21 protein-coding genes and 3 pseudogenes are annotated in these 23,837 nt (G+C 71.7%); 13 read left to right on the top strand and 11 right to left on the bottom strand.

From position 1 onward, the window contains the following. Nucleotides 1-161: 161 nt before the first annotated feature. From ligD to AB5J55_RS02335, 3 genes and pseudogenes are all read right to left on the bottom strand, one after another. Nucleotides 162-1,139: a non-homologous end-joining DNA ligase gene (ligD, locus tag AB5J55_RS02345; RefSeq protein ID WP_369269016.1), complete on the bottom strand. Its 978-nt coding sequence runs from the start codon at nucleotides 1,137-1,139 to the stop codon at nucleotides 162-164. 91 nt (nucleotides 1,140-1,230) lie between these two features. Beyond that, complete coding sequence (locus AB5J55_RS02340) at nucleotides 1,231-1,917, bottom strand: response regulator (protein ID WP_369269015.1); 687 nt, start codon at nucleotides 1,915-1,917, stop codon at nucleotides 1,231-1,233. 175 nt (nucleotides 1,918-2,092) lie between these two features. Next, nucleotides 2,093-2,910: pseudogene (locus tag AB5J55_RS02335) on the bottom strand (sensor domain-containing protein). A 203-nt stretch (nucleotides 2,911-3,113) separates the two neighbouring features. On the opposite strand from AB5J55_RS02335, the gene AB5J55_RS02330 reads away from it, so the two are divergent. The 6 genes from AB5J55_RS02330 to AB5J55_RS02305 all read left to right on the top strand — a co-directional run bounded on the left by AB5J55_RS02330 (nucleotide 3,114) and on the right by AB5J55_RS02305 (nucleotide 8,488). After that, nucleotides 3,114-3,764, top strand: coding sequence for a TetR/AcrR family transcriptional regulator (locus AB5J55_RS02330; RefSeq protein ID WP_369269014.1), 651 nt, complete (start codon nucleotides 3,114-3,116; stop codon nucleotides 3,762-3,764). Nucleotides 3,765-4,012: 248 nt separating this feature from the next. Then, nucleotides 4,013-5,104, top strand: coding sequence for a response regulator transcription factor (locus AB5J55_RS02325; protein WP_369269013.1), 1,092 nt, complete (start codon nucleotides 4,013-4,015; stop codon nucleotides 5,102-5,104). A 212-nt stretch (nucleotides 5,105-5,316) separates the two neighbouring features. Continuing rightward, nucleotides 5,317-6,489: a cytochrome P450 gene (locus tag AB5J55_RS02320; RefSeq protein WP_369269012.1), complete on the top strand. Its 1,173-nt coding sequence runs from the start codon at nucleotides 5,317-5,319 to the stop codon at nucleotides 6,487-6,489. Between the two features lie 74 nt (nucleotides 6,490-6,563). Then, nucleotides 6,564-6,758 (top strand): ferredoxin, encoded by a 195-nt coding sequence (locus AB5J55_RS02315; RefSeq protein WP_369276064.1) that lies wholly within the window; start codon nucleotides 6,564-6,566, stop codon nucleotides 6,756-6,758. Next, entirely contained in the window at nucleotides 6,755-7,933 is a 1,179-nt protein-coding gene (locus AB5J55_RS02310) for an NAD(P)/FAD-dependent oxidoreductase (protein ID WP_369269011.1), read from the top strand. Before AB5J55_RS02315 ends, AB5J55_RS02310 begins: the two co-directional genes overlap by 4 nt. Nucleotides 7,934-7,966: 33 nt before the next feature. Further along, a complete protein-coding gene (locus AB5J55_RS02305; protein WP_369269010.1) occupies nucleotides 7,967-8,488 on the top strand; it encodes a MarR family winged helix-turn-helix transcriptional regulator in 522 nt (173 codons plus the stop codon). 19 nt (nucleotides 8,489-8,507) lie between these two features. On the opposite strand, the pseudogene AB5J55_RS02300 reads toward AB5J55_RS02305, so the two are convergent. Then, nucleotides 8,508-9,167, bottom strand: a pseudogene (locus AB5J55_RS02300) (MFS transporter); the annotation flags it as partial. Between AB5J55_RS02300 and AB5J55_RS02295 the strand changes: the two are divergent. The 4 genes and pseudogenes from AB5J55_RS02295 to AB5J55_RS02280 form a co-directional block, all read left to right on the top strand. Continuing rightward, nucleotides 9,163-9,459: pseudogene (locus tag AB5J55_RS02295) on the top strand (helix-turn-helix transcriptional regulator); the annotation flags it as partial. The pseudogenes AB5J55_RS02300 and AB5J55_RS02295 overlap by 5 nt on opposite strands. Nucleotides 9,460-9,536: 77 nt before the next feature. After that, nucleotides 9,537-9,917, top strand: coding sequence for a DoxX family protein (locus AB5J55_RS02290; protein ID WP_369269009.1), 381 nt, complete (start codon nucleotides 9,537-9,539; stop codon nucleotides 9,915-9,917). After that, nucleotides 9,914-10,372: a peroxiredoxin gene (locus AB5J55_RS02285; RefSeq protein WP_369269008.1), complete on the top strand. Its 459-nt coding sequence runs from the start codon at nucleotides 9,914-9,916 to the stop codon at nucleotides 10,370-10,372. The genes AB5J55_RS02290 and AB5J55_RS02285 overlap by 4 nt, the downstream gene beginning before the upstream one ends. A gap of 102 nt (nucleotides 10,373-10,474) precedes the next feature. After that, the gene (locus tag AB5J55_RS02280) at nucleotides 10,475-12,811 is read left to right on the top strand and encodes a SpoIIE family protein phosphatase (RefSeq protein ID WP_369276063.1); all 2,337 of its coding nucleotides are present in this window, start codon (nucleotides 10,475-10,477) and stop codon (nucleotides 12,809-12,811) included. 23 nt (nucleotides 12,812-12,834) lie between these two features. On the opposite strand, the gene AB5J55_RS02275 is transcribed toward AB5J55_RS02280, so the two are convergent. Both AB5J55_RS02275 and AB5J55_RS02270 read right to left on the bottom strand, forming a co-directional pair. Next, complete coding sequence (locus AB5J55_RS02275; RefSeq protein ID WP_369269007.1) at nucleotides 12,835-13,446, bottom strand: DNA polymerase ligase N-terminal domain-containing protein; 612 nt, start codon at nucleotides 13,444-13,446, stop codon at nucleotides 12,835-12,837. Between the two features lie 82 nt (nucleotides 13,447-13,528). Further along, entirely contained in the window at nucleotides 13,529-14,359 is an 831-nt protein-coding gene (locus AB5J55_RS02270) for an aldo/keto reductase (RefSeq protein ID WP_369269006.1), read from the bottom strand. Between the two features lie 96 nt (nucleotides 14,360-14,455). On the opposite strand from AB5J55_RS02270, the gene AB5J55_RS02265 reads away from it, so the two are divergent. Continuing rightward, nucleotides 14,456-15,520, top strand: coding sequence for a LacI family DNA-binding transcriptional regulator (locus tag AB5J55_RS02265; protein ID WP_369269005.1), 1,065 nt, complete (start codon nucleotides 14,456-14,458; stop codon nucleotides 15,518-15,520). Here AB5J55_RS02265 and AB5J55_RS02260 read toward each other — a convergent pair. The 4 genes from AB5J55_RS02260 to AB5J55_RS02245 are packed head-to-tail and all read right to left on the bottom strand — an operon-like array spanning nucleotide 15,483 to nucleotide 20,110. Continuing rightward, complete coding sequence (locus AB5J55_RS02260) at nucleotides 15,483-16,883, bottom strand: glycoside hydrolase family 32 protein (RefSeq protein WP_369269004.1); 1,401 nt, start codon at nucleotides 16,881-16,883, stop codon at nucleotides 15,483-15,485. The genes AB5J55_RS02265 and AB5J55_RS02260 overlap by 38 nt on opposite strands. Beyond that, nucleotides 16,880-17,734, bottom strand: a complete 855-nt coding sequence (locus AB5J55_RS02255) for a carbohydrate ABC transporter permease (protein ID WP_369269003.1) — start codon at nucleotides 17,732-17,734, stop codon at nucleotides 16,880-16,882. The genes AB5J55_RS02260 and AB5J55_RS02255 overlap by 4 nt, the downstream gene beginning before the upstream one ends. A 13-nt stretch (nucleotides 17,735-17,747) precedes the next feature. Continuing rightward, nucleotides 17,748-18,704 carry a carbohydrate ABC transporter permease gene (locus AB5J55_RS02250; protein WP_369269002.1) on the bottom strand — a complete coding sequence of 319 codons (957 nt, stop codon included), beginning with the start codon at nucleotides 18,702-18,704 and terminating at the stop codon, nucleotides 17,748-17,750. Further along, entirely contained in the window at nucleotides 18,701-20,110 is a 1,410-nt protein-coding gene (locus AB5J55_RS02245) for an extracellular solute-binding protein (protein ID WP_369269001.1), read from the bottom strand. The genes AB5J55_RS02250 and AB5J55_RS02245 overlap by 4 nt, the downstream gene beginning before the upstream one ends. Nucleotides 20,111-20,278: 168 nt before the next feature. On the opposite strand from AB5J55_RS02245, the gene AB5J55_RS02240 reads away from it, so the two are divergent. Both AB5J55_RS02240 and AB5J55_RS02235 read left to right on the top strand, forming a co-directional pair. After that, a complete protein-coding gene (locus tag AB5J55_RS02240; RefSeq protein ID WP_369276062.1) occupies nucleotides 20,279-21,829 on the top strand; it encodes a glycoside hydrolase family 32 protein in 1,551 nt (516 codons plus the stop codon). A 103-nt stretch (nucleotides 21,830-21,932) separates the two neighbouring features. Next, nucleotides 21,933-22,907, top strand: a complete 975-nt coding sequence (locus AB5J55_RS02235; RefSeq protein WP_369269000.1) for a TauD/TfdA dioxygenase family protein — start codon at nucleotides 21,933-21,935, stop codon at nucleotides 22,905-22,907. A 38-nt stretch (nucleotides 22,908-22,945) separates the two neighbouring features. On the opposite strand, the gene AB5J55_RS02230 is transcribed toward AB5J55_RS02235, so the two are convergent. Then, a complete protein-coding gene (locus AB5J55_RS02230; protein ID WP_369268999.1) occupies nucleotides 22,946-23,824 on the bottom strand; it encodes an alpha/beta fold hydrolase in 879 nt (292 codons plus the stop codon). Nucleotides 23,825-23,837 lie beyond the last annotated feature (13 nt).

Raw genomic sequence — 23,837 nt, 5'->3', positions numbered from 1 at the left:
CTCGGGGTCCGGGCGCAGCCCAACGGCTGTGGGGGGAAAGGCAGTTCAGGATCCCCGGTTTTCACTTACGCGCCAAGAGCCACGGGCGTACCGGTGGGTGAAGGGGAGCGCAATAGTTGCCGCCCGACCTGTGGGCCGGACGTCGGTGTCGGACGTGCGTGTCAGATGTCTTCGGGGAGGTCGGCCGACGCGTCCTGCGGCGTGAGGTCCGGTCGCAGTCGCAGCCAGGACGGCTGGCGCAGCATCCCGGACCGGGTGCGGACGCTGTAGCGGACCTCGCCGACCAGTCGGGGGAGCACCCAGTGCGCGCCCGGCACGCGCGGGGCGGGGTCGAAGGGGCAGGTGTCCGTCTCGGACGCCCTCAACAGTTCGGCCAGGTGCGCCCGTTCGGCCTCGCTCCAGCCGGTGCCCACCCCGCCCACGTAGCGCAGCCGCCGGGCCGCGTACTGGCCGACCAGCACCGCGCCCGGCAGACCGGTGAGCCGTCCCTTGCCGGGCAGCCAACCGCCGACGATCACGTCCTCGCTGCGCATGTTGCGGATCTTGATCCAGGCGCGGGAGCGCACCCCGGGCTCGTACACCGAGTCCAGCCGCTTGCACACCAGCCCTTCCAGCCCGTGCTCACGGGTGGCCGCCAGCGCCTGGGCGCCGTGTCCCACCAGCGCGCTCGGTGTCGACCAGAACGGCCCGCGCAGGCCGAGCCCCTCCAGCTGCCCGCGCCGCCGGGAATAGGGGACCTTGAGCAGGGAGCTGCCCGCCAGGTGCAGTACGTCGAAGAGCACCAGGTGGACCGGGGTCTGCGCGGCCATGCGGGCGGCCCGCGCGGGGGCGTGCGCGAGGCCCATGCGGGACTGCAGCAACTGGAAGTCGGCGCGGCCCTCTTCGTCGAGCGCCAGGATCTCCCCGTCGAGCACGGCGGGTGTGGTGCCGAGCGCGCCGCCCAGCGGCCGAAGTTCGGGATAGGCGGCCGTGATGTCCTCGCCGGAACGGGCGCGCACCAGCAGGCTGCCGTCCCCTTCCAGATAGATCACCGCCCGCTGGCCGTCCTGCTTGGTCTCGTACGCCCAGCGCGCGTCCTGCGCCGTGGGCGGCAGGGTGCCGGGCGTGGCGAGCATGGGAGGGATCAGCGGCAGGCTCACGGGTCAGTTGTCGACGGCCCGGCCCGCCGCCACGCACCCTGGCGGCCGTTTTCGCCTGAACGGCGGCTTTACCTGAACCACCGCCGGGACCTCAGTGGTCGCCGCCCGGCGGTACGGCCCGTACCAGGCCCGACTGATAGGCCATCACGACGAGTTGGGCACGGTCGCGGGCGCCCAGCTTCGTCATGGCGCGGTGGACGTGGGTGCGCACGGTCAGGGGGCTGACGAAGAGCTTCTCGGCGATCTCCTCGTTCGAATGGCCCTCGGCCGCCCACGCCATGACCTCCCGCTCGCGGGCGGTAAGAGCGGCGAGGTGCTCGGGCGCGGCCGACTGCGAGCTCTCGGCGGGGGAGGCCAGGAACCGCGTGATCAGCGTGCGGGTCGCGGTGGGGGAGAGCAGGGACTCGCCGGCGGCCACCGTCCGGATGCCGTCGAGCAGCACGTCGGCGGTGACGTCCTTGCCGAGGAAGCCGCTCGCCCCGGCGCGCAGCGCCTGCGCGACGTACTCGTCGATCTCGAACGTCGTGAGGATCAGCACCCGCACTGCCGCCAGGTCGGGGTCGGCGCAGATCGCGGACGTCGCGGTCAGTCCGTCGGTGCCCGGCATGCGGATGTCCATCACAACCAGGTCGGGCCGGTGGGTCCGTGTGAGGTCGACGGCCTCTGCGCCGTCTGTGGCCTCCCCGACCACCTCCATGTCCGCGCAGGAGTCGATCAGGATCCGGAACGTGGCCCGCAGCAGGGCCTGGTCGTCGGCGAGCAGGACGCGGATGGTCATGGGCGGGGAGTCTTCCGGTTCCGGATCGTTGGACAGGGCTCAGCCTGCCCGGATCGGCCCGCCATGTCGTCGTCCGGCTGCCGACATTCGCGCCTACTCGGAACGCAGTACGTGCCGTGGGTCAGGTCATCCCCGAGCAGGACAGCCCGGGCCGTGCCGCCGTCCTGTCGCGGGCTCACCACGCGCACGGCAGCTCCACCTCGATCACCGTCGGCCCACCGGCGGGGCTCGACATCAGCACCGTCCCGTCGAGCGCCGCCACCCGGCGCCGCATCCCGAGCAGTCCCGAACCGCTCGACTCGGCGGCCCCGCCGTGCCCCTGGTCGGCCACCTCGACCCGGAGCCCACGCCGGAGGCGGGCGATCCGGACCGAGGCCGTGGGCGAGCCGCTGTGCTTGGCGGCGTTGGTGAGGGCCTCGGCCACCACGAAGTAGGCGGCCGCCTCCACCGCCGCCGGGGCCCTCGGGCCGTCGTCCTCCAGCCCCGCCACGTCCACGGTCACCCGCAGCCCGGCGCCGGCGGCCAGCGCGCGCACCGCACCTGCCAGGCCGCGGTCGGTCAGGATCGGCGGATGGATGCCGCGGACCACGTGCCGCAGCCCACGCCGTCCACGACCAGCCCGACGGGCCACAGCGGCAGGGCGAGGAGGAGCATGGCACCGTAGACGTAGTAGGCGGCCATCCAGCGCAGGTCGGTGAGCGTGCCGGGATCGCGTACAGCCGTCCGCAGCCGTTCGGTCAGCGGGCCGTCGATGACCTGGTACGCCTCGGGGATCTCCTGCCCCGTCCAGGCGGTCGTCAGGCGCCGCTTCGCCCCGGCGATCCGCCGCACGAGCAGCACCGTCTCGGGCAGCAGCCAGACGCCGATCACCGTGACCGTCCCGATGGCGGTGATCAGCAGCACGGTGATGAAGAGGTACATCCCGAACGCCATCGCGGCGGCCAGCGTCAGATGGACCGTCGCGCGCCAGGCCTGCCGCAGCGTCGCCCGCATGCCTCTGACGCCAGGTGACTGGCTCCGTGGGCGCCGGGGTGCGGGCATCCGAGGTGCAGGTGTAACCCGCTCCACCATGCCCACCGCCCAGGCTCGCCGTCCTCTTTCAATCACGTGACTTAGATTGTAGGTCTGTGAAACTGCGGGCGGCTCGAGGGACTGGCCGTCGCGGTGCTCCGTGAAGTCCCGGTGCGGTGGTGAACATGGCAGGCAGGACGCTGCGGGAGGAACAGGTCAGCGCGACCCGGGGGCTGCTCCTGACCGCGGCCGAGCGGCTCTTCGCCGAACACGGGGTGTACGCGGTGTCCAACCGTCAGGTCAGCGAGGCCGCGGGGCAGGGCAACAACACCGCGGTCGGCTACCACTTCGGGACCAAGGCCGACCTGGTCCGCGCCATCGTCCGCAAGCACGCCGCACGCATCGAGGAGATCCGCGCCCGGCTGCTCGCCGACCTCGCGGACCCCGACGACCTGCGCGGCTGGGTGGACTGCCTGGTCCGCCCGGTGCTCGAACACCTCGCCGCACTCGGCAGCCCCACGTGGTACGCGCGGTTCTGCGCCCAGGTCGTCTCCGATCCGGCGCTGCACCAGATCATGGTCGAGGAAGCCCTCACCTCCCCCTCCCTGCAGACGATCATCGAGGGCCTCAAGCGGTGCCTGCCCGACCTCCCGGCCGAGGTGGGCGCCGAACGGGGTGAGATGGTCCGCCACCTGATCGTCCACGTGGCCGCCGACCGCGAACGCGCCCTCGCCGCGCACACCCCCACCCCACGCTCCAGCTGGGACGACGCCGCGACGGGCCTCGCCGACGCGGTCGTCGGCATGTGGCTGGCCCCCGTCACACCGATCCGCTGACGCCACCACGCACGAACCACGACAGGGAGCACCACGGTGAAACCGACTCTCGCCCAACGCCGCCACCGCGACACCGGGCAAGGCGGCTTATGAACCCGAGGCAGACGACCCCGCCCGAGGACGGCCCTCCTCAGGAGTCGCCGGCCTTCGCACGGGGCGCGGGGGATGAGCCGCCCGCCTCGGCGTGCGGCGCGGGCTTGGAGGGGGCCGCCGCTGCGCGGGGTGCCGGCGATGCGGCACCGGGCCTCATGCGCAACGCCATTCAAAAGGCACTCGCGCTCGCGCCCGACGCCGCCTCGGAGGCACCTGTCCTGGCACCCGGCGTCGGCGATGAGCCACTCGTCCTCGTGCGCGACGCTGCCCCGGCAACCGCCTTTGAGTGCGCCCCGGATGAGTGGCCCGGCCTCGCAGCCGACGCAGTCCGGGAGGCGTCCGTCCTCGCGGGCGAGCCCACCCCGCAGCCACCCGCCCATGGCCGCGCAGCCCCCGATGAGCCCCCAGCCCTACCGCCCACGCTCGCCCCGGAGGTGCCACCTCTCACCCCCGCAGCCCCCGATGAACCCGCACCCCCACCGCGCAGCCTCACCCCGGAGCTGCCACCCCCCGCCCCCCTCACCCCCGCACCCCCCGACAGCCGACTCGCCCTGGCCCGCGGCGCCGGGCAGCGCATCCTGGTCGTGGCCGGCGAAGCCGACCTCGCCGAACTGCTCGCGACCACTCTCGAGTTGGCCGGGTACCGGATCAGCCTCACCGGCACCGGCGTCGACGCGCTGGCGTGGATTGCGCAGCGACGGTTCGATCTGGTCGTCTTCGACACCGATGTGCCGGACATGGGGCGATTCAGTCGGGACCGCCGGCCCCGGCTTCCGTATCGCCCGCCTGTCCTGCTGCTCAGCGGGACCGACTGCCTGCACCGGCTCGTGCCCGAACTCGGGCCGGGGGAGCGGGACTACGTCACCAAGCCCTTCCGGGTGGCCGAAGTCCTCGCCAGGATCGAGGTGTTGCTGCGGGGCGCCCGGCCCGGCCCGTCAAGGGGGCACCCGCTGCAGTACGGGGACCTCGTGATGGACGACTCGGTGTGCAGGGCGCGACGCGGGACGCGGACGCTCGAACTCACGCCCGCGGAGTACCGGTTGCTGCGTCATCTCCTGGTCAACGCGCACCGGGTGCTGTCCAAGAAACAGATCGGCCGCTATGTCTGGGGAGACCACGGCGGCGACAACGCGATCGAGCAGCTCGTGTCCCGCCTGCGCCGCAAGGTGGACCGGGATGCCCCGCCGCTGATCCACACACGCCGGGGCTTCGGCTACTGGCTCGGCCGGGCCGAGGACCGTCCCTGAGCCCGGCGTTCCTGTGATCCGGGCCACGTCAGCCTCCTGTCAGGAAACTGACCGGGTCGCGTCAGACCCCTCTGTTTGCATGTGCTCATCGAGGCCTCGACCCCTTCGCCCGGCGCTCCACCCCACCCGGAGCCCCCCCATCCGAGGAGAACCATGGCGACCTCCTGACCGACCCCGCGCCCGAAGCGCCGGACGGCGTTCCCGAGTTCCCGATGCCCAGGGAGTCCCGCTGCCCCTTCGACCCGCCGCCCGCGCTCAAGGACCTGCAGGCGCAGGGCCCGCTGACCAAGGTGCGGCTGTGGGACGGCAGTGAGCCCTGGCTCGTGACCCGGTACGCCGAGCAGCGGGCCCTGCTGGGCGACGCGCGTGTCAGCGCCGACACCGACAGCCCCGGCTATCCCACCAAGGCCAGCCCCGACGCCGGCGAGGGCAAGCTCAGCTTCATCATGATGGACGACCCCGAACACGCCCGGCTGCGCCGGATGGTGACGGCGCCGTTCGCGGTCAAGAAGGTCGAGGCGCTGCGGCCCGCCGTGCAGCGCATCGTGGACGGCCTGATCGACGACATGCTGGCCGGCCCGTCCCCGGTGGACCTGGTGGACGTGTTCGCGCTGCCGATCCCGTCGCTGGTCATCTGCGAGCTGCTGGGCGTGCCCTACGAGGAGCACGACTTCTTCCAGGAGCACACCAAGACCATGGTCCGTACGACCGCCACGCCCGAGGAACGCGGCATGGCGAGCCGTGAAGTCGCGGGCTATCTCGCCGGACTCCTGGGCAAGCGGCTCGCCGAACCGAAGGACGACCTGCTGTCGAGCGTCGCCGGCCGCATCACCGCCGGTGAACTCACCCACCAGCAGGCGACCGAGATGGCCCTGCTCCTGCTGATCGCGGGCCACGAGACCACCGCGAACATGATCGCGCTCGGCACCCTGGCGCTGCTCCGGAACCCCGACCAGCTGGCCCTGCTGCGCGAGACCGACGACCCCAGGTTCGTCGCCGGGGCCGTCGAGGAACTCCTGCGCTACCTGCACATCACCCACCTGGGCCGGCGTCGTGCCGTGACCGAGGACATCGAGATCGGCGGCCGGGTGATCAAGGCCGGCGAGGGCGTCATCATGGTCAACGAGATCGGCAACCGCGACCCCGAGGTCTTCGCCGACCCCGACCGCCTCGACCTCACCCGCGACGCCCGCCGCCACGTCGCCTTCGGCTTCGGCGTCCACCAGTGCCTGGGCCAGCCGCTGGCCCGGATGGAACTCCAGGTCGTCTACGGCACCCTCTACAAGCGCATCCCGACCCTGAAGTTGGCCGTCCCGTTGGAGGCCGTCCGCTTCAAGAGCGACGCCTTCATCTACGGCGTCCACGCACTGCCCGTCTCCTGGTGACGGCTCCTCCTCACCCGAACACGAACAACACCCCGCACACGAACAACACCCCGTACGAAGAAGGGAATCCGGTCATGAAGGTGGAGCTGGAAGCAGACAAGTGCGTCGCGTCCGGACAGTGCGTGCTCGCCGCGATGGACGTGTTCGACCAGGACGACGACGGCATCGCGATCCTGATCGACGAGCAGCCCGCAACAGAGCACCTCGACGGCGTTCGTGAGGCCGTCGCGGTCTGCCCGGCCGCCGCGATCCGGCTGGTGGACCAGTGAGGCGCATCGTCGTCGTGGGTGCCTCGGCCGCCGGACTCGCGGCGGCCGAGACGCTCCGCCGCGGAGGCTACGACGGCACGCTCACCCTCGTGGGCGACGAACCGCTCGCCCCGTACGACCGCCCCCCGCTGTCCAAGCACCTGCTGGCCGGCGAGTGGGAGCCCGAGCGGCTGGCGCTGCGCACCCGTGGCGACCTGGCCGCTCTCGACCTCGACCTGCGCCTCGGCGTGGCCGCCACGGGCCTCCGACTCGCCGACGGCACAGTGGAGTTGGCCGACGACACGACGGTGCCGTACGACGGTCTGATCGTGGCCACCGGAGTGCGCCCGCGTCGGTTGCCGGGGCAGGGCGGACATGTGCTGCGCACCTTGGACGACGCCGTGCGGCTGCGGGACCGGCTTACGCCGGGCAGGCGACTGGCCGTGGTCGGAGCCGGATTTCTCGGGGCCGAGGCCGCCGCCGTCGCCTGGCGGCTGGGCTGCGAGGTGACGCTCCTCGAACCCGCCCCGGTCCCGCTGGCGCACGCCGTCGGCACGGAGGTCGGCGAGCTGCTGACGCAGGCCCATCTGGAACGGGGCGTGGACCTGCGCTGCGGCGTCACCGTGACCGAGGTCACCGAGGACGGCGTACGGCTCGCCGACGGTGAACCGGTCGAGGCCGACGAGGTGTTGATCGCGGTCGGCTCGCTGCCCAACACCGAGTGGCTGGACGGCAGCGGGCTCACCGTCGGCGACGGCGTGGTGTGCGACGAGTACTGCGAGGCCGCGCACAACGTGTACGCCGCCGGCGACGTCGGCCGCTGGCACAACCCGCTGTTCGGGCAGTCGATGCGGATCGAACACCGCACCAACGCGGCCGAGCAGGGGATGGCGGCCGCCCGCAACCTGCTCAACCCGGACGGACGCAAGCCGTTCGCGCCGGTGCCGTACTTCTGGTCCGACCAGTACGACATGAAGATCCAGGCGTACGGCTGGCTGCGCGGCCACGACGAAGTCGCGATCCTCGACGGCGACCTGACGGAACGCCGGTTCGTGGCCGCCTACCGCACCGGAGACCGCGTCACCGGCGCGCTCGCGGTGGGCATGCCGCCCCGTGTGATCAGCAAGTGGCGGCAGGCGATCGCGTCCGGCATGAACTGGCTGGAGGCGGTGGGTGCCAGGGAAGCCGTAAATTAATTGAGTTACGCAATGAGATGGTAAAGTGGCTGCATGCCCACACCACCGCTCCCCGAACTCCCCGACACGCCCGCGTCCCCGGAAGTGATCGAGATCGAGCGCGCGCTCACCCGCATCACCTACCTGAGCACGCGGGCACGGCAGCACGACCGGCTCATGGCCCTGGCCGACGTGCCGCTGGACCGGGCCGCCGTGGCGCTTCTGCGCCAGGTCGCCGACTCGGAGTCGCTGCGTCCCGGGGAGCTGGCCAACCGGCTCGGTGTGGAGGCCTCGCACGTGACGCGCACGGTGCAGCAGCTGGAGAGGAGCGGCTACGTCACCAGAGTTCCGGACCCGCAGGACCGCCGCGCCCAGCGCATCGAGCTCACCGAGCCCGGCCGGCAGGCCATCGCCCGGGTCCGCGAGGCCGGCGCCCGCGGTATGCAGCTCGCCCTGTCCGACTGGAGCCCCGAGGAGCTGCGCCAGCTGGCCACCCTCTTCCACCGCATGGTCGACGACTTCCTCGCCCACGCCGTCGACGAGGACACCGAACAGCAGCCGGCCGGAACCGTCTGACCGGCCCGTCACCGCCCTCTCACGCCGACGCCGTGCGAGGGCGGTGGTCGGCGGCATCACCAGGAGCATCCAACGCAGGGCCGGCGTCTGGCCGTGACTGTCCGGGCGAGGTGGGCTCCCGCAGCCCGCCCAGCAGCAGCCCTCCCAGCACAGGCAGGACGATCAGCGGGGCGAGCGCCGTCCGCAGCGAGGTGGCATCGGCCAGCGCGCCGATCACCGGGGCGGCGAGACCGCCCACGCTCACGGCCAGCCCCAGCGTGACACCGCTCGCGGTGCCCACCCGGCGGGGCAGGTAGTCCTGGCCGAGCGTGACGTGCAGCGAGAACGGGACGTACAGGCCGGCCGACGTCAGGGCGACGAACAGATACACCGGCGGTCCGGGAACAAGGACCACCCCGGCCACCGCGAGCGCGGACAGCGCATACGCGTGCCGTACGACCGCGAGCCGCCCGTACCGCCCGGCCAGCCGGCCCCCGGCCACCGTGCCCACCGCGCCGCCCGCGTAGAGCACGCACAGTGCCGCCGTGCCGGCCACGTCCCCGCCGTCGGTGCGCTGACGGACGTGCAGCGAGACGAACGCGCTCAGGCCGACGAACACGATCGACCGGCACACGATGGCGCCGGACAGCCGCAGGAACGACGGCCAGTCGTCGGTGCCGGCCCCTTCGGCCCGCGCCCTGGTCCACGCCGACCCGGCCGACTCGCGCACCCTCGCCGCGCTCGGCGCCGCGACCGGAGCCGGCGAACGCACCCTGAGTCGGCTCTTCAGGGCCGAGTTCGGCATGACCTTCCCCCAGTGGCGCACCCAGTCGCCCCTCTACCACGCGCTGCGGCTGCTCGCCGAGGACGTCCCCGTCACCGCCGTCGCCCACCGCTGCGGCTGGTCCTCCGCCAGCGCCTTCATCGATGTCTTCCGCCGCTCCTTCGGACACACGCCGGGAGCGCACAACCGCCGCACGGCACAGGGCTGATGACCGGGCAGGGGCGGGTGGGGGGCCTTTACCTACCCTCCGGTAGCATCCGGCGGCAGGCCATCCAAGGAGGATCCGTGCCCCGGTCCGAACGCTCGCCCCTGCTGCTCGCCGGCCTGCTGGCCACCGCGGGGGTCGCCCACTTCGCCGTCCCACGCCAGTTCGACGCGGTCGTGCCGCGCGCCCTGCCGGGAAAGCCCCGGACCTGGACGTACGCCAGTGGCGTCGCCGAGCTCGCGCTCGCGGCCGGGGTGGCGCTGCCGCGCACCCGCAAGGTCGCCGCGCTGGCAGCGGCCGGCTTCTTCGTCGGCGTGTTTCCCGCGAACGTGAAGATGGCCGTCGACTGGCGGCACCGCCCCACCCCGCAGAAGGCCGTGGCAATCGGCCGGTTGCCGTTGCAGATCCCCCTCGTGCTGTGGGCCCGAGGCGTCGCGAAGAACACGGAGGGACGGGCATGAGCGCACAGCTGAAGGTCGGCGACAAGGTCGAGGACTTCACGCTGCCGGACGAGACCGGCACCACCCGCAGCCTCACCGAACTGCTCACCGAGGGACCGGTGGTGCTCTTCTTCTACCCTGCGGCCCTCACCCCCGGCTGCACCGCCGAGGCCTGCCACTTCCGTGATCTCGCCGCCGAGTTCGCCGCCGCCGGCGCACGTCCCGTGGGCATCAGCGGCGACGCGGTCGAACGCCAGCAGGAGTTCGCCGACCGGCACACGCTCGGCATGACCCTGCTGTCCGACGCCGACGGGAAGATCCGGGACCGGTTCGGCGTGACGCGCGGCTTCTCACTGGCCCCCACCAAACGGGTCACCTTCGTCATCGCCCAGGACCGCAGCGTCCTGGAGGTCGTCCGCAGCGAACTGCGGATGAACACCCACGCCGACCGGGCCCTCGCCGCGCTGCGCAAGTGACCGGACGGCCGTCCGGGGCGCAGCGGACGCCATGGTGTGACGGGCGGTAACGGCTGGGCGTCGCGGTTGATGCGGTGCCGCCGAGGACTCATGCTTGACGACATGGAGCGCGTCTCCGCTGCGGTGATCCTCGATGCCCACGGTGTGGTCAAGGGGTGGAGCGAAGGTGCCCTGCGGCTGACCGGCCGCACGGCCGAGGAGGTCGTCGGACGGCCCGCCCGGGAACTGCTCGCCGAGGCACCGCCGCCCACGGCCGTGGCGGCGCTGGCCGGCACCGTCGTGCTGCGCCACCGGGACGGCTCGCACGTACTTCTGGCGCTGCGGGCGCACAGCCTGCTGGGCGAGGACGGCGCACCCGACGGCTACATGGTCGTCGGCGAACCCTCCGCGGGGCCGGAGCCGACCCTCGCCGAGCGGGCCTTCCAGCAGGCCTCGATGTCGATGTCGGTCTTCGACACCCGGCAGCGCTACCTGCGGCTCAACGATGTCGCCTGCCAGGTGATGGGCGTGCCCGAAGAGGTCCTGATCGGCCGGCCCTTCCCGGAGACCGTGGAGGACGCCGAGTACAGCCGCGGCTTTCACTGGCATCTGCGGCAGGTCGCCGAGACGGGCAGGCCCGTCCGCTACGAGAGCTTCACGGGAGCCCCGGCCCTGAACCGGGAGCACGCCTGGAGCATCCAGATGTGGCCGGTACGGGACACCTCCGGCGATGTCGTGGGCACGGCCCTGGCGGCGTTCGACAGCTCCGACCAGTACTGGGCGCGGGAGCGGCTTGCCCTGCTGAACGAGGCGGCGGCCGCCATCGGCACGACCCTGGACGTGGTGCGCACCGCCGAGGAACTGATCGGGATCATGGTGCCCCGGTTCGCCGACTTCGCCAGCGTCGACCTGTTCGACTGGGTCCTGGGATCGGAGGAGCCCCCGGCCCTGACCGGCACCGACATCGCCCTCCGCCGCGTCGCCCACGGCTCCGGAACCGAGGGCACCCCGGAAGCGGCCGTGCACCTGGGCGAGGTGGACCGCTACCCGCCCTTCTCGCCACCGGCGCGGGCCATCCTCGACGGCAACGTGATCCAGAGTCAGGCGGGAGAGCCGGCGTTCATGCGGTGGATCGCGGAACGCAACGCCCGCGCTCCGTCCGGCCGGCGCCACCGCGTCGGCGCCCACTCGATGATGGCCGTGCCGCTGCGGGCCCGCGGCACCACGCTCGGCGTCGCGGTCGCGGTGCGCATCCGGCAGTCGGACGACTACGGGTCGGACGACGCCGTGTTCGCCGAGGAACTCGCCAGCCGCGCCGCCGTCTGCGTCGACAACGCCCGCCGCTTCGCCCGGGAGCGCACCACGGCGCTCGCCCTGCAGCACAACCTGCTGCCACGGGGACTGGCCGGACAGGCCGCCGTCGAGGTGGCGCACCGCTATCGGCCGTCCGGATCGCAGGCCGGCATCGGCGGCGACTGGTTCGACGTGATCCCGCTGTCCGGCGGCCGTGTCGCCCTCGTCGTCGGCGACGTCGTCGGACACGGCATTCCCTCGTCGGCCACCATGGGCCGCCTGTGCACGGCCGTACGCACCCTCGCCGACGTGGACCTGCCGCCCGACGAACTCCTCACCCACCTCGACGACCTGGTCACCCACCTCGCAGGCGACGACACCGACGAGGTCGCCGAACTGGGCGCCACCTGCCTGTACTCCGTCTACGACCCCGTGACCCGCCGCCTCAGCCTCGCCGCCGCGGGCCATCCGCCACCGGCCCTCGTGCTGCCCGACGGCACCACGCAGATCGTCGAGATGAGCGCGGGACCCCCGCTCGGGGTCGGCGGGCTGCCCTTCGAGGCCGCGGAGGTGGAACTGCCCGAGGGGTGCCTGGTCGCCCTGTACACGGACGGTCTCATCGAGGACCGCGACCGCGACATCGACCACGCCACCGCCGAGCTGTGCCGCGCGCTGACCGCGCCCGCCGAAACCCTGGACGCCCTGTGCGACACGGTCCTCAAGGCCGTCCTCCCGGAGGACCCCAGCGACGACGTGGCCCTGCTCCTGGCCCGTACCCGGGCCCTGGGCGCGGACCGCATCGCCACCTGGGACGTCCTGCCGGACCCCGAGCACGTCGCGAGAACCCGGCAGGCGGCCACCGACCAGCTGACCGCGTGGGGCCTCGACGAGGCTGCCTTCGTCACCGAACTCGTCGTCAGCGAACTGGTCACCAACGCCATCCGCTACGGCGCACCGCCGATCCAGCTGCGCCTGATCCGCGACCGCACCCTCATCTGCGAGGTCTCCGACGGCAGTTCCACGTCACCTCACCTGCGCCGGGCCCATGCCTACGACGAGGGCGGCCGTGGACTGCTCCTCGTCGCCCAGCTCACCCAGCGCTGGGGCAGCCGGCAGACCGGCAGCGGCAAGACGATCTGGGCGGAACAGCAGCTGCCGCCGGTGTGATCACTCGAAGGGGCGGCCAGGGTTCACTTCTCGTCGCTCTCGGCGGCGACCTGGCCGAGCGTGCGGCCGGTGCGTACGGAACGGGCCCGGTACGGGTCGGGCGTGCCGTGCCCGCGCGTTTGTCCCTTGCCGGCCTTCACCAGCAGCCAGGCCTCGCGGTCACCGTCCTCCCCGCTGCGGAACCGGGTGAGGGCGTACTCGCCGTGCAGCTTCGAGCCGCTCAGCCGGAAGGTGGCATGGCCGCGCTCGAGCGACTCGCCGAAGTCGACCGGCTGCCCCTTGCGGTCATGGCTGAGGGGCTCATAGGTCCCGTTGTCCCAGACGATCACCGTGCCGCCGCCGTACTCGCCCTTCGCGATCACGCCCTCGAAGTCCTCGTACTCCAGCGGATGATCCTCGGTGGGCATGGCGAGCCGCTTGTCGTGCGGATCGTCGGAGGGCCCCTTGGGCACCGACCAGGACTTCAACACGTCGTCCACCTGCAGCCGGAAGTCGAAGTGCAGGGTGCTCGCGTCATGGATCTGCACCACGAAACGCGGCTGAGCACCGGAGGCCGTCGAGCGGCCCTCGGGTTCACGGGTCCGCCCGAAGTCACGCTTGCCGCGATCGTCCCGCAGCCGGTCCTTCTCACCCACGGCCGCCTCCTTCCCGAGCGCCCCGAGTACCCCGCGCCGTGTCTCCGACGCCCGCTGGGCACTCGGCCGGCATCGCGCCCGCTCAGAACTCCTCGTGCACCTCGGGGTCGCCGCCGAGGCGCCGCTGGGCGCGGTCGGTGATGGCGGCCATCCGGGTGTCGTCCAGGGTGAAGCCGAAGATGTCGAGGTTCTCGCGCTGCCGCTCCGGGCTCGCGGACTTCGGGATGGGCAGGGCGCCGAGCTGGGTGTGCCAGCGCAGGACGACCTGGCCGGGAGTCACCCCGAGGCCGTCGGCGATGTCCTTGACGACCGGGTCCTCCAGGAGGCTGGTGCCGCGGCCAAGGGGACTCCAGCTCTCGGTGACGATGCCCTTGCCGGCGTGGAAGGCGCGCAGCTCGTCCTGCGGGAACATCGGGTGCAGCTCGATCTGGTTGACGGAGGGCAGCACCCCGGTCTCCTTCTCCAGCCGGTCGATGTGCGCGGGCGTGAAGTTGGAGACCCCGATCGACCGGACGAGACCGTCCTCACGCAGCTTGATCATGGCCTTCCAGGAGTCGACGTACTTGTCGACGCGGGGGAGCGGCCAGTGAATGAGGTAGAGGTCCACGTAGTCCAGGCCGAGGCGGGCGCGGGACTCCTCGAAAGAGGCGAGGGTCTCCTCGTAGCCGTGGTGCCGGCCGGGGAGCTTGGTCGTCACGACGATCTCCTCGCGGGGTACGTCGCTGCCCGCGACGCCACGGCCGACGCCGGTCTCGTTGCGGTAGTTCGTCGCCGTGTCCACCAGGCGGTACCCCACTTCCAGGGCGCCGCGGACCGCTTCCTCGGCCTGCGCGTCGTCCATCGGCCAGGTGCCGAGGCCGAGGGCGGGGAGAGCCGTACCGTCGTTGAGCGTGTGGGTCGGGATGCTGATCACTGCCGGACCTTCCCTTGACTGTGTCGTGCATCCAGCGTCACGGATAGGGTGAGCGGTGATCAACCGGAACGGCGGGGGACGAGGGCAGCGGACGGCATGGGCGGCACCGAGGAGAAGCAGCCGACGGGATCGGCGCGTCCGACGTCACGGGACGTCGCCCGGCTGGCCGGGGTGTCGCACACGGCGGTCTCCTTCGTGTTCAACGGCCGCGCCGAGGGCAACCTCTCGCCCGCCACACAGGAACGCATCCGCCGCGCCGCCACCGAGCTCGGCTACCGCCCCGACCCCGTCGCCCGTGGCCTGCGCCGCCGCCGTACGGCCGTGATCGGCCTGGTCACCGACGAGATCGCCTCCTCGCCCTTCGCCGGCCGGCTGCTGCGCGGCGCCATGGAGACCGCCTGGGACAGCGAGCACCTCGTGCTGACCATCGACTCCGGCGGCGACCCCGCCAAGGAGGACGCCGCCGTCGCCGAGCTCCTCGACCGACGCGTGGACGGCATCATCTACGCGGCCATGTCGCTGCGGCGCGTCCGCGTCCCCGAGGGCCTGCACCGCACTCACTCCGTCCTGGCCAACTGCCTGCCCGAGGACGACTCCCTGCCCGCCGTCATCCCCGCCGAGCGCGCGGGCGGCCGTACGGCGGCGCGGCTGCTGCTGGACGAGGGGCACCGCAGGGTCGCCATGGTGGGCGGCCAGGACGACATCGCCTCCGTCGACCGGCTGCGCGGCTTCCGGGACGCGCTGCGCGCCGAGGGGATCACCGTCCCCAAGGAGTGGGTCGTGCGCACCGGCGGCGAGATCGCCGGCGGGTTCGAGGGCGCGCTGCGCGTCCTCGACGGCGTCCCCGCCGACCTGCGTCCCACCGGGATCTTCTGCTACAACGACCGGGTCGCGGCGGGCGCCCTGCACGCCGCGACGCGGCTCGGCATCTCCGTCCCCGGCGAGTTGTCGGTGGTCGGCTACGACGACCAGGAACACATGGCCGAGTTCCTCACCCCGCCCCTGACCACGGTCGCGCTGCCCCATCGGGCGATGGGCGACGCGGCGGCACGGCTGGTTCTCGACGCCATCGACACCGGCAGGACGCCGCCCGCGACGGTGCGGCGCCTGGCCTGCCCGGTGATCAGCCGCGCGTCGGTGGGACCAGCTCCCAGCCGGTGACCGCGGCCCCCGATCCCGTGACGACGAGCTCGGGGATGTCGCCCGTCCGCCGGTAGACCCGCTCGGTGACCACCGCCCGATCGCCGACGAACAGTTCCAACAGCGAGCCGTCGACGAGGACCCGCACCTCGCCGGCCGGGGCCCCCACCACGATCGGCCCCGATCCCTCGCGTCCTGTCCGGGGCCAGTCACCGCGGTCGAGCGTCACAGTGCCGGCGTCCGGGTCCAGAAGCACCGTCAGCTCGGCGTCCGAGGCGGATCGGAGCAAACTGACAGTGGTGCGGGCGGACGCGGTGACAGTCAGGTCGTACGCCTCCGGCAGCGCGGTAGGACTGCCCGCCGACGTGACGAACGGCTCGGCCGCACGCAGCAGTTCGAGCTCCGGCGCCGGTACGACCCGCAGGGCCCCGTCCGGATGCACGTCCACGACCCTCGGCGCGGTCAGGACCCCGGCCCAGCCCGCCCGATCGACCTCGCCCTGCTCACGGGCCTCCCACGACCAGCCCCACATCAGGGCCCGGTCCGGCTCCTGGAGCACTGCGGGGGCGTAGAAGTCCCGCCCGTGGTCGAGGCGCCCGCCTGTGCGGGTTTCGAAGCGCAACTCGCCCTCGCCGTACGGCCGGAGACGGCCGGTCAGATAGCCGGTGGTGCAGGGGATTCCGTCCCACAGCGACAGCACGATCACCCAGTCGCCGCCCGCCGTCGAATACAGCTGCGGGCACTCCCAGCCCACCGCCCCGTCCCCGAAGGCATCCGCCGCGACCGGGTCGTTGCCGTCCAGGAACACCCCCGCGAACCGCCAGTCGGCCAGGTCGTCACAGTCGTACAGCAGCACCGAAGGCGTCCCGTCGGCGTGCCCGGCCCCGACCAGTGCCCAGCGGCGTCCGGCGTTGCTGAACACGAACGGGTCGCGGAACATCACCACGTCCAGGTCTGCCGGCGGGCCGGTCACGACCGGTGTCGGCAGCGGCTTCCAGTCGGTGAGCGTCTCGTCCTCCGGGACCACCGCCCGCGCCAGGCAAATCGTGCCCAGGCCGGTGTGGTGGCGGTCGACACCGGTGTACACCGCGGTCGGTGTGCCGTCGTCGTCGACCACGCACCCGGACCAGCAGCCCGCCTCGTCCGGGCCTCCGGGCGTCGGGGTGAGCGCGATCGGATGGTGCTCCCACCGGACGAGATCGGCGCTGGAGACATGCCCCCAGTGGACGTTCGAGTGCACGGGAGCGGCGGGATTGTGCTGGTAGAAGAGGTGATGGCGGCCCCGCCAACGGAACGGTCCGTTGGGGTCGTTGATCCAGTTGGCGGGGGGACGCACCCGGAAACGCGGGGCGCTGGGATCCGGGGACTGAGCGGTGAGGCTCAACGGTTGACTCCTGCGGACGTGATGCCCTCACGCAGAGGGCGCTGACCGACGACGAACACGGCGACGGCGGGGATCATGGAGAGGACGACACCGGCGAGCACCACGGAGATGGAGCCGGTGCCGAGGTTGCCCTGGAGGGAGACGAGGCCCAGCGGCAGCGTGTAGTTCTGGCCGGAGGTCTCCAGGATCAGCGGGCGGAAGAACTCGTTCCAGTGGTAGTTGAAGGCCAGCACACCGACGATGGCGAGACCGGGCGCGGCCAGCGGGGCGTACACGGACCGGAAGATCCGCCACGGTCCGCAGCCGTCCAGCATCGCCGCCTCGCCCAGGTCCTTGGGCATGCCCAGGAAGTACTGGCGCATCAGGAAGGTGCCGAACGCGGTCGGGAAGGCCGGGATGATCAGACCGAGCAGGGTGTCGGTCAGCCCCATCGACTTCAGCACCAGGAACACCGGCACGATCGTGACCTGCAACGGCACCATCATGGTCGCGAGGACCAGCCCGAACAGCGGCTTCTTGAACCGGAACTCGAGGCGCGCGAAGGCGTATCCGGCCAGTCCCGCCGTGATCATCTGGCCGACCGCGATCAGCGCGGTCACCAGCGTCGAGTTCAGGGCGAGCAGCCATACGTCGATCTGGTCGAACACTCCGCGGTACGCCTCGACGGACGGGTCCGTCGGAATGATCCTCGGCGGCAGGTCGAAGGCCTCGGCCGGGGTGCGCAATGAGGTGGAGACGGTCCACAGGACCGGGCCCAGGGTCAGCAGCGCGCACACCGCCAGCGCGACGATCCGGGCCCAGGGAGCGAGCGAGCGCCGGGTTCGGCTCAGGGACAGGGTTGCTTGGCTCATGGCACTCACCGGCTCACTGGTAGTGGACGAAACGCCGGCTGAGCCGGAACTGGAGGGCGGTGACCGCCATGATCAGCACGAACAGCAGCACGCCCACCGCCGAGGCCTCGCCGAACCGCAGCTGCTCGAAGGCGCTCTCGTAGATCACCATCACCGCGGTGCGGGTGGCGTCACCGGGCCCGCCGTTGGTGAGGACGTACGGCTGCTCGAAGACCTGGAGCGCGTTGATGATGCCGACCACCGACGCGACGAGCAGCGTGGGCGAGAGCAGGGGGAGCGTGATGCCGAGGTGCTTGCGCAGACCGGTCGCGCCGTCGAGTGAGGCGGCCTCGTGGATCTCCTTGGGGATGTTGTTCATGCCTCCGACGAACAGCAGGAACGAGAAGCCGAACTGCTGCCAGACGTAGACCAGGATCACCGTGGTCATCGCCGCGTTCTCGGACGTCAGCCAGGGCACCGGAGCCACCCCGACGAGCCCGAGCAGCCAGTTCACGACGCCGAAGTCCTGGTTGAACAGGTACTTCATCACCACCGAGATCGACGCGGCGGACAGCACCAGCGGGAAGAAGAACGCCGACCGGAACACCGAGCGCAGCCACACCGGCATCCGCCCGTTCACCGCCAGGGCCAGCACCAGCGCGATCAGCAGTTGCAGCGCGACCGCGAACACCATGAAGACGAGCGTGTTGCGGAAGGAGACCAGCACGGTCGAGTCGGTGAAGACCTCACGGTAGTTGGCGGCCCCGGCGAAGCTCGGGGAGTCGATGACGTTCCAGTGGAAGAGGCTCAGCACCACCGATCCGACGATCGGCACGACCGTGAAGACGACGATGCCGACGATCGTGGGCGCCAGGAACAGCGTGGCCAGCAGCCGCCCGCCGCGGTCACGGGCGGAGGGCCGGGCCGGCGGGGCCGGTGCGGCGGCCGGCGGCTTCGGCCGTACGGCGTCCGGTATCCGAGTGTTCGTCATACGTCACGCTCCATGGCCTTCTCCAGATCGCCCTGCATCCGGCGCAGCGCGGGGGCCACCGCACGCCGGGAGGACAGCGCCGTTCCGGTGTGCTTGAGCAGCACCTGCTCGACCTCGGCGACCTGCGGCGGCGCCGGGATCGGCCCGGTGTCCGGGAACTTGTCGAGAGTGTCGTAGAAGACCTGCCAGCGGTTCGGGCCGGTCTCGCGATAGCGGTCGGCGGTCAGCATCGAGCGGCGCGCCGGGGTGGTCTGGTTGGTCGTGAACAGCCGCGTCAGAGTGTCGTGGCGGGCGGCGTACTTGATGAACTCCCAGGCCTCCTCCTGCCGCTTCGACGTGCGCAGCAGCGCGTAGCCGGCGGCGCCGTACTGCATGCGCTGGGTGCGCCAGCGCGGGAAGTACTGCACGTCGAAGCCGTCGGCCGACATGCCCGCCAGATGCAGGCCGCCCGCCCAGAAGCCGCCCGCGGGCGTGACCCCGACCCGGCCGGTGGAGAACACACCGATCAGGTTCTGGCCGTTGCCGCCCTCGGGGCGGGTGCACAGCCCTTCCTGGATGAGGGAGGCGAGATAGTCGTACGCCTCCTCCACGCGCGCGTCGGTGGCCTGCGGCGTCGTCCACCGGAAGCCGCCCCCGCGTCCCTGCCGCTGGGCGGCCGGGTAGAAGGAGTCCCACAGCCAGGCACCGCCGGGTGCCTTGGACTCGGCGAGCAGGTTGGTGTCGTTGGCGAACAGCCAGGGCACCACGCCGCCCCACAGCCGATTGGTCCAGAAGTACGGCGTGAACTGGGAACCACTGGACCGCTTCATGTCCCGCAGCAGCGCGGTGAAGTCGTCGCGGGTCCAGTCGGCCGCAGGGAAGGCGGCCCCCGCCCGCTCCAGCACCTGGTTGTTGAGGTACATGTCGGCGGCGTTGAACTCGACCGGCAGCTGGTAGAGGCTGCCCTCGTACATCATCGACTCCACCAGCGAGGGATGGACGTCGGCGAAGTACTCGCGCAGTTCCTCGGCGTCCCGCCGCACCCAGTCGTCGAGCGGGACCCCGAGACGCTGCGCGAACAGCTGGACGCCCTCGGTGGCGACGTAGACGAGATCGGGCGCGGTGCCCGCCGCGATCTGGGTGAGGATCTTCGCGAAGAAGTCCGACCAGTCGACGGCCTGTACGGCGTTGATCCGCAGCTTGATGTCGGGGTGGACCTTGCTGAAGCCCTCGGTGAGCGTGCGGACGGCCTCCGGTCCGTAGGCGGGGCCTAGCGTGGCGACGACGAGGGAGCCGTCGTTCCGGCCGGGGATGTCGGCTCCGGTGAGCCGCTCCCAGCTCGCGGCGGTGCCCGCCAGCGCGGCGGCTCCCGCGCCGTAGGCGCCGTACCGCAGCAGGGTGCGGCGGGTGAGGTGCGAGTCGGTCATCTAACGGGCCTAACTCGTGTTAGTCGAGTAGTGATGCCCCAGATGATGGGAAGCGGGCCACGGCCCTGTCAATAGGCGTGAACCCCTTGACCTTTAACGAGTTAGGTCCCAAAGTCCTGATCCCACGAGCCACCGTTCTGACACCTCTGACGAGAGGAACGATGCGTGATGCGAGGGATGTCCAGGAGAGCGCTGCTCGCCGGTTCGGCGGCGGGGGCCTCGGCCGCCCTGCTGGCGACCGCACCGACGGCCGCCGCGAAGCCCAGGAAGGCGGCAGCCGCCTGCGCCAGTTACCGCGCCCAGTACCACTTCACGGTCCCCGACCAGTGGAAGAACGACCCCCAGCGCCCGATCTGGGTCGACGGCGAGTATCACTACTACTACCTGTACAACCCGGACTATCTCGCCGGGGGAACCGCCACCGGCACCGCCTGGCGCCTGGCCACCAGCACCGACCTGGTCTCCTTCACCGACCGCGGGATCGCCGTACCGAAGGACACCACCCCCAACGGCGACGTCTGGTCCGGCTCGGCGGTGATCGACAGCGACAACACCGCGGGCTTCGGCGCGGGCGCGGTGATCGTCCTCGCCACGATGGCGCCGGACGAGATCACGCAGGCGCAGTACCTGTACTACTCGACCGACGGCGGCCGCACGTTCACGCCCCACGGCACCGCCCCGGTCCTGCCCAACCCCGGCGTCCGGGACTTCCGTGACCCCAAGGTGATCCGCGACGAGGAACGCGGGCGCTGGGTGATGACCCTCGCCGAGAACGACAAGGTGGGCTTCTACCACTCCACCGACCTGAAGTCGTGGACGTACGTCAGCGGCTTCGTCAGAGGCGGGATCGGCGTCCTGGAGTGCCCGGACCTGTTTCGCGTCACCGCCGACGACGGCACCGCGAAGTGGGTGCTCGGCGTCAGCGCGAACGGCAAGGGCTCGGGGCTGCCGAACACGTACGCCTACTGGACGGGCTCCTTCGACGGCACCGCCTTCACCGCCGATGCCGCCGACCCGCAGTGGCTCGACCACGGCTGGGACTGGTACGGGGCCGTCACCTTCGAGAAGCACCGGAGCGACGGCTCGGTGGACCCGTCCGTGCGCTACGCGATCGGCTGGCTCAACAACTGGGACTACGCCAACATCACGCCCACCATCGACTGCGACGGCTTCAACGGCACCGACTCGATCGTCCGCGAGACCACCCTGAAGCGGGGATCCGACGGGACATACCACCTCGCCTCACAACCGGTTGCCGCCCTGCACGACCACGTCTCCCGCACGGTGAACCTGGGCGACCTGGAGGTCACCGGCACCCGGGTGCTCGACTACCGGGGCACGGCCTACGAGGTGACCTGCGAGATCACCTGGGACCAACTCACGGGCGCCGGACTCCAGTTGCGCCGTTCACCCGACGGTGCCCGCCATGTCGACGCCGGGATCTACGGCGACTACGCCTTCCTCAACCGCCGCTCCACCGTGAACCCCGACGCCTCCGGCAGATGGCAGGAGAGCCACAGCCCCTTCGACCCGTCCGCCCGCACCGTGCGGCTGCGGATCCTGGTCGACCGTACGTCCGTCGAGATGTTCATCGACGACGGACGGTATGTGCACTCGTCGGAGGTCTTCCCGTATCTGATCGACACCGGGCTCGCGCTCTTCACGATCGACGGCACTGCGGTCTTCCGGAACACGGTGATACGGGAGTTCGCGGTCTGAGGCTCTGTCGTGGCCCTGTCGCCAGGCCCGCCGAACACTGTCACGATCTTCCTGGGGCCGGCTCGGACCGGGCCGGTGCGGACGGACGACCGACGGAGCAGGCATGACGACGGACAGGGCCACAGCGGACGGGACGCAGCAGCTCGCGGGGATCGAGGTGAAACCGGTCGCCGGGCACATCGGGGCGGAGATCACGGGCGTCGACCTGGTCGCAGAGCCGACCCACGCCGCGGTCGCCGCGATCCGGGCGGCCGTACTGCGCTGGAAGGTGGTGTTCTTCCGCGGGCAGCGGCTGGACCACGCCGGACATGTGGCGTTCGCGCGCCGGTTCGGCGAACCGGTCGCGCTGCGCAAGCGGGGGAGCGCCTCACCGCCGGACTTCCCTGAGATCGAGACGACCGCGGACCGGCTGGAGCTGGGCGGGAAGTTCGGCATGGAGCACGACGAGTGGCTGCGGCGCCGCCGCCACACCCTGCTGCGCGGCTGGCACTGCGACCACGGCGCCCGCGTCGACCCGCCCGCCGCCACGATCCTGCGCGCCGAGACCGTCCCCCCGTACGGCGGCGACACCACCTGGGCGAACCTCGCCGCCGCCTACGCCGGTCTGTCCGGTCCGGTGCGGGAGTTCGTGGACGGCCTGCGGGCCGAGCATCGTCTCGGCGTCGGCTACCAGGCCCGGCCCGGCGACGACGCGTACGTCCGGCATCTCCTGGACCACCAGGTGGCCACCCTGCATCCGCTGGTCAGGGTCCACCCCGAGACGGGGGAGCGGATCCTGTACGTCAACGGCTACTACGTCGAGCAGATCGCCGACCTCTCCCGGGCGGAGAGCGCCGCCGTCCTGGAGATGCTGCTGGACCAGGCGACCCGCCCCGAGTACACGGTCCGCTTCCGCTGGGAGCCCGGCAGCGTGGCCTTCTGGGACAACCGGGCCACCATCCACCTCGCCCCCAGCGACAACGCCCACCTCGACCCTCCCCGGACCATGCACCGGGTGATGCTCGCCGGTGACGTGCCGGTGGGGGTGGACGGCAAACCGTCGGAGCCGATCACCGGGACCGAGCGGGGGCGCTGGTAGCCACCGCCCCCCCGGTGAGCTCACCGTGCTCACCGCCCTCAGCGGGCGACCAGGTCGCGCAGTGCCTTCACGATCTCGTCGGGCGCCTCCTCGGCCATGAAGTGACCGCACGTGACCGTGGTGTGCCGCAGATCGGGCGCCCAGGCACGCCACAGCGCGGCGGCGTCGAAGCCCAGGGCGGCGCCCCAGTCCTGCTGGAGCACATCGACCGGCATCCGGAGCGTGGTTCCGGCCGCCCGGTCGGCCCGGTCGTGCTCGATGTCGGCGCCGGCCGAGGCCCGGTAGTCCGCGACGATCGAGGGCACGGCCTCGCGGCAGGCCGCCAGGTACGCGGTGCGGACCTCGTCCGGCACGGCCCGCCGGTCGGACGTCCAGATGTCGAGGAAGTGGCCGAAGAAGTCGTCCGGCGCGGCACTGATCATGCGCTCGGGCAGGCCGGGCGGCTGGGCCATCAGATAGAGGTGGAAGCCGACGGCGGCGGTGACGCCGTGCATGACCTCCCACATGTCGAGGGTCGGCAGGACGTCGAGGCAGGCCAGGCGGGTCACGGTGTCGGGGTGGTCGAGCGCGGTACGGAAGGCCACCAGGGCGCCGCGGTCGTGCCCGGCCAACGCGAAACGCTCGTGCCCGAGTTCATGGGCCAAAGCAACGATGTCCGCGGCCATGGTCCGCTTGGAGTAGACGGTGCCGTCGGTCTCGGCCGGCTTGTCGCTGGCGCCGTAACCGCGCAGGTCCGGGCAGATCACCGTGTGGTCGGCGGCGAGGTCGTCGGCCACGTGGCGCCACATCAGGTGCGTCTGCGGGAAGCCGTGCAGCAGGACGACGGGCGGGCCGGAGCCGCCGACGGCCGTGTGCAGGGACACGCCGTCGGCGACGGGGACGCGGTGGTGATCGAAGCCGGCGATGACGGGTGGCATGGCTCCGCTCCTT

Source organism: Streptomyces sp. R11 (assembly GCF_041051905.1).
Lineage (GTDB): Bacteria > Actinomycetota > Actinomycetes > Streptomycetales > Streptomycetaceae > Streptomyces.
Note: the sequence above shows the minus strand (reverse complement) of the source record. Positions and strands in the feature narration are given on the sequence as shown.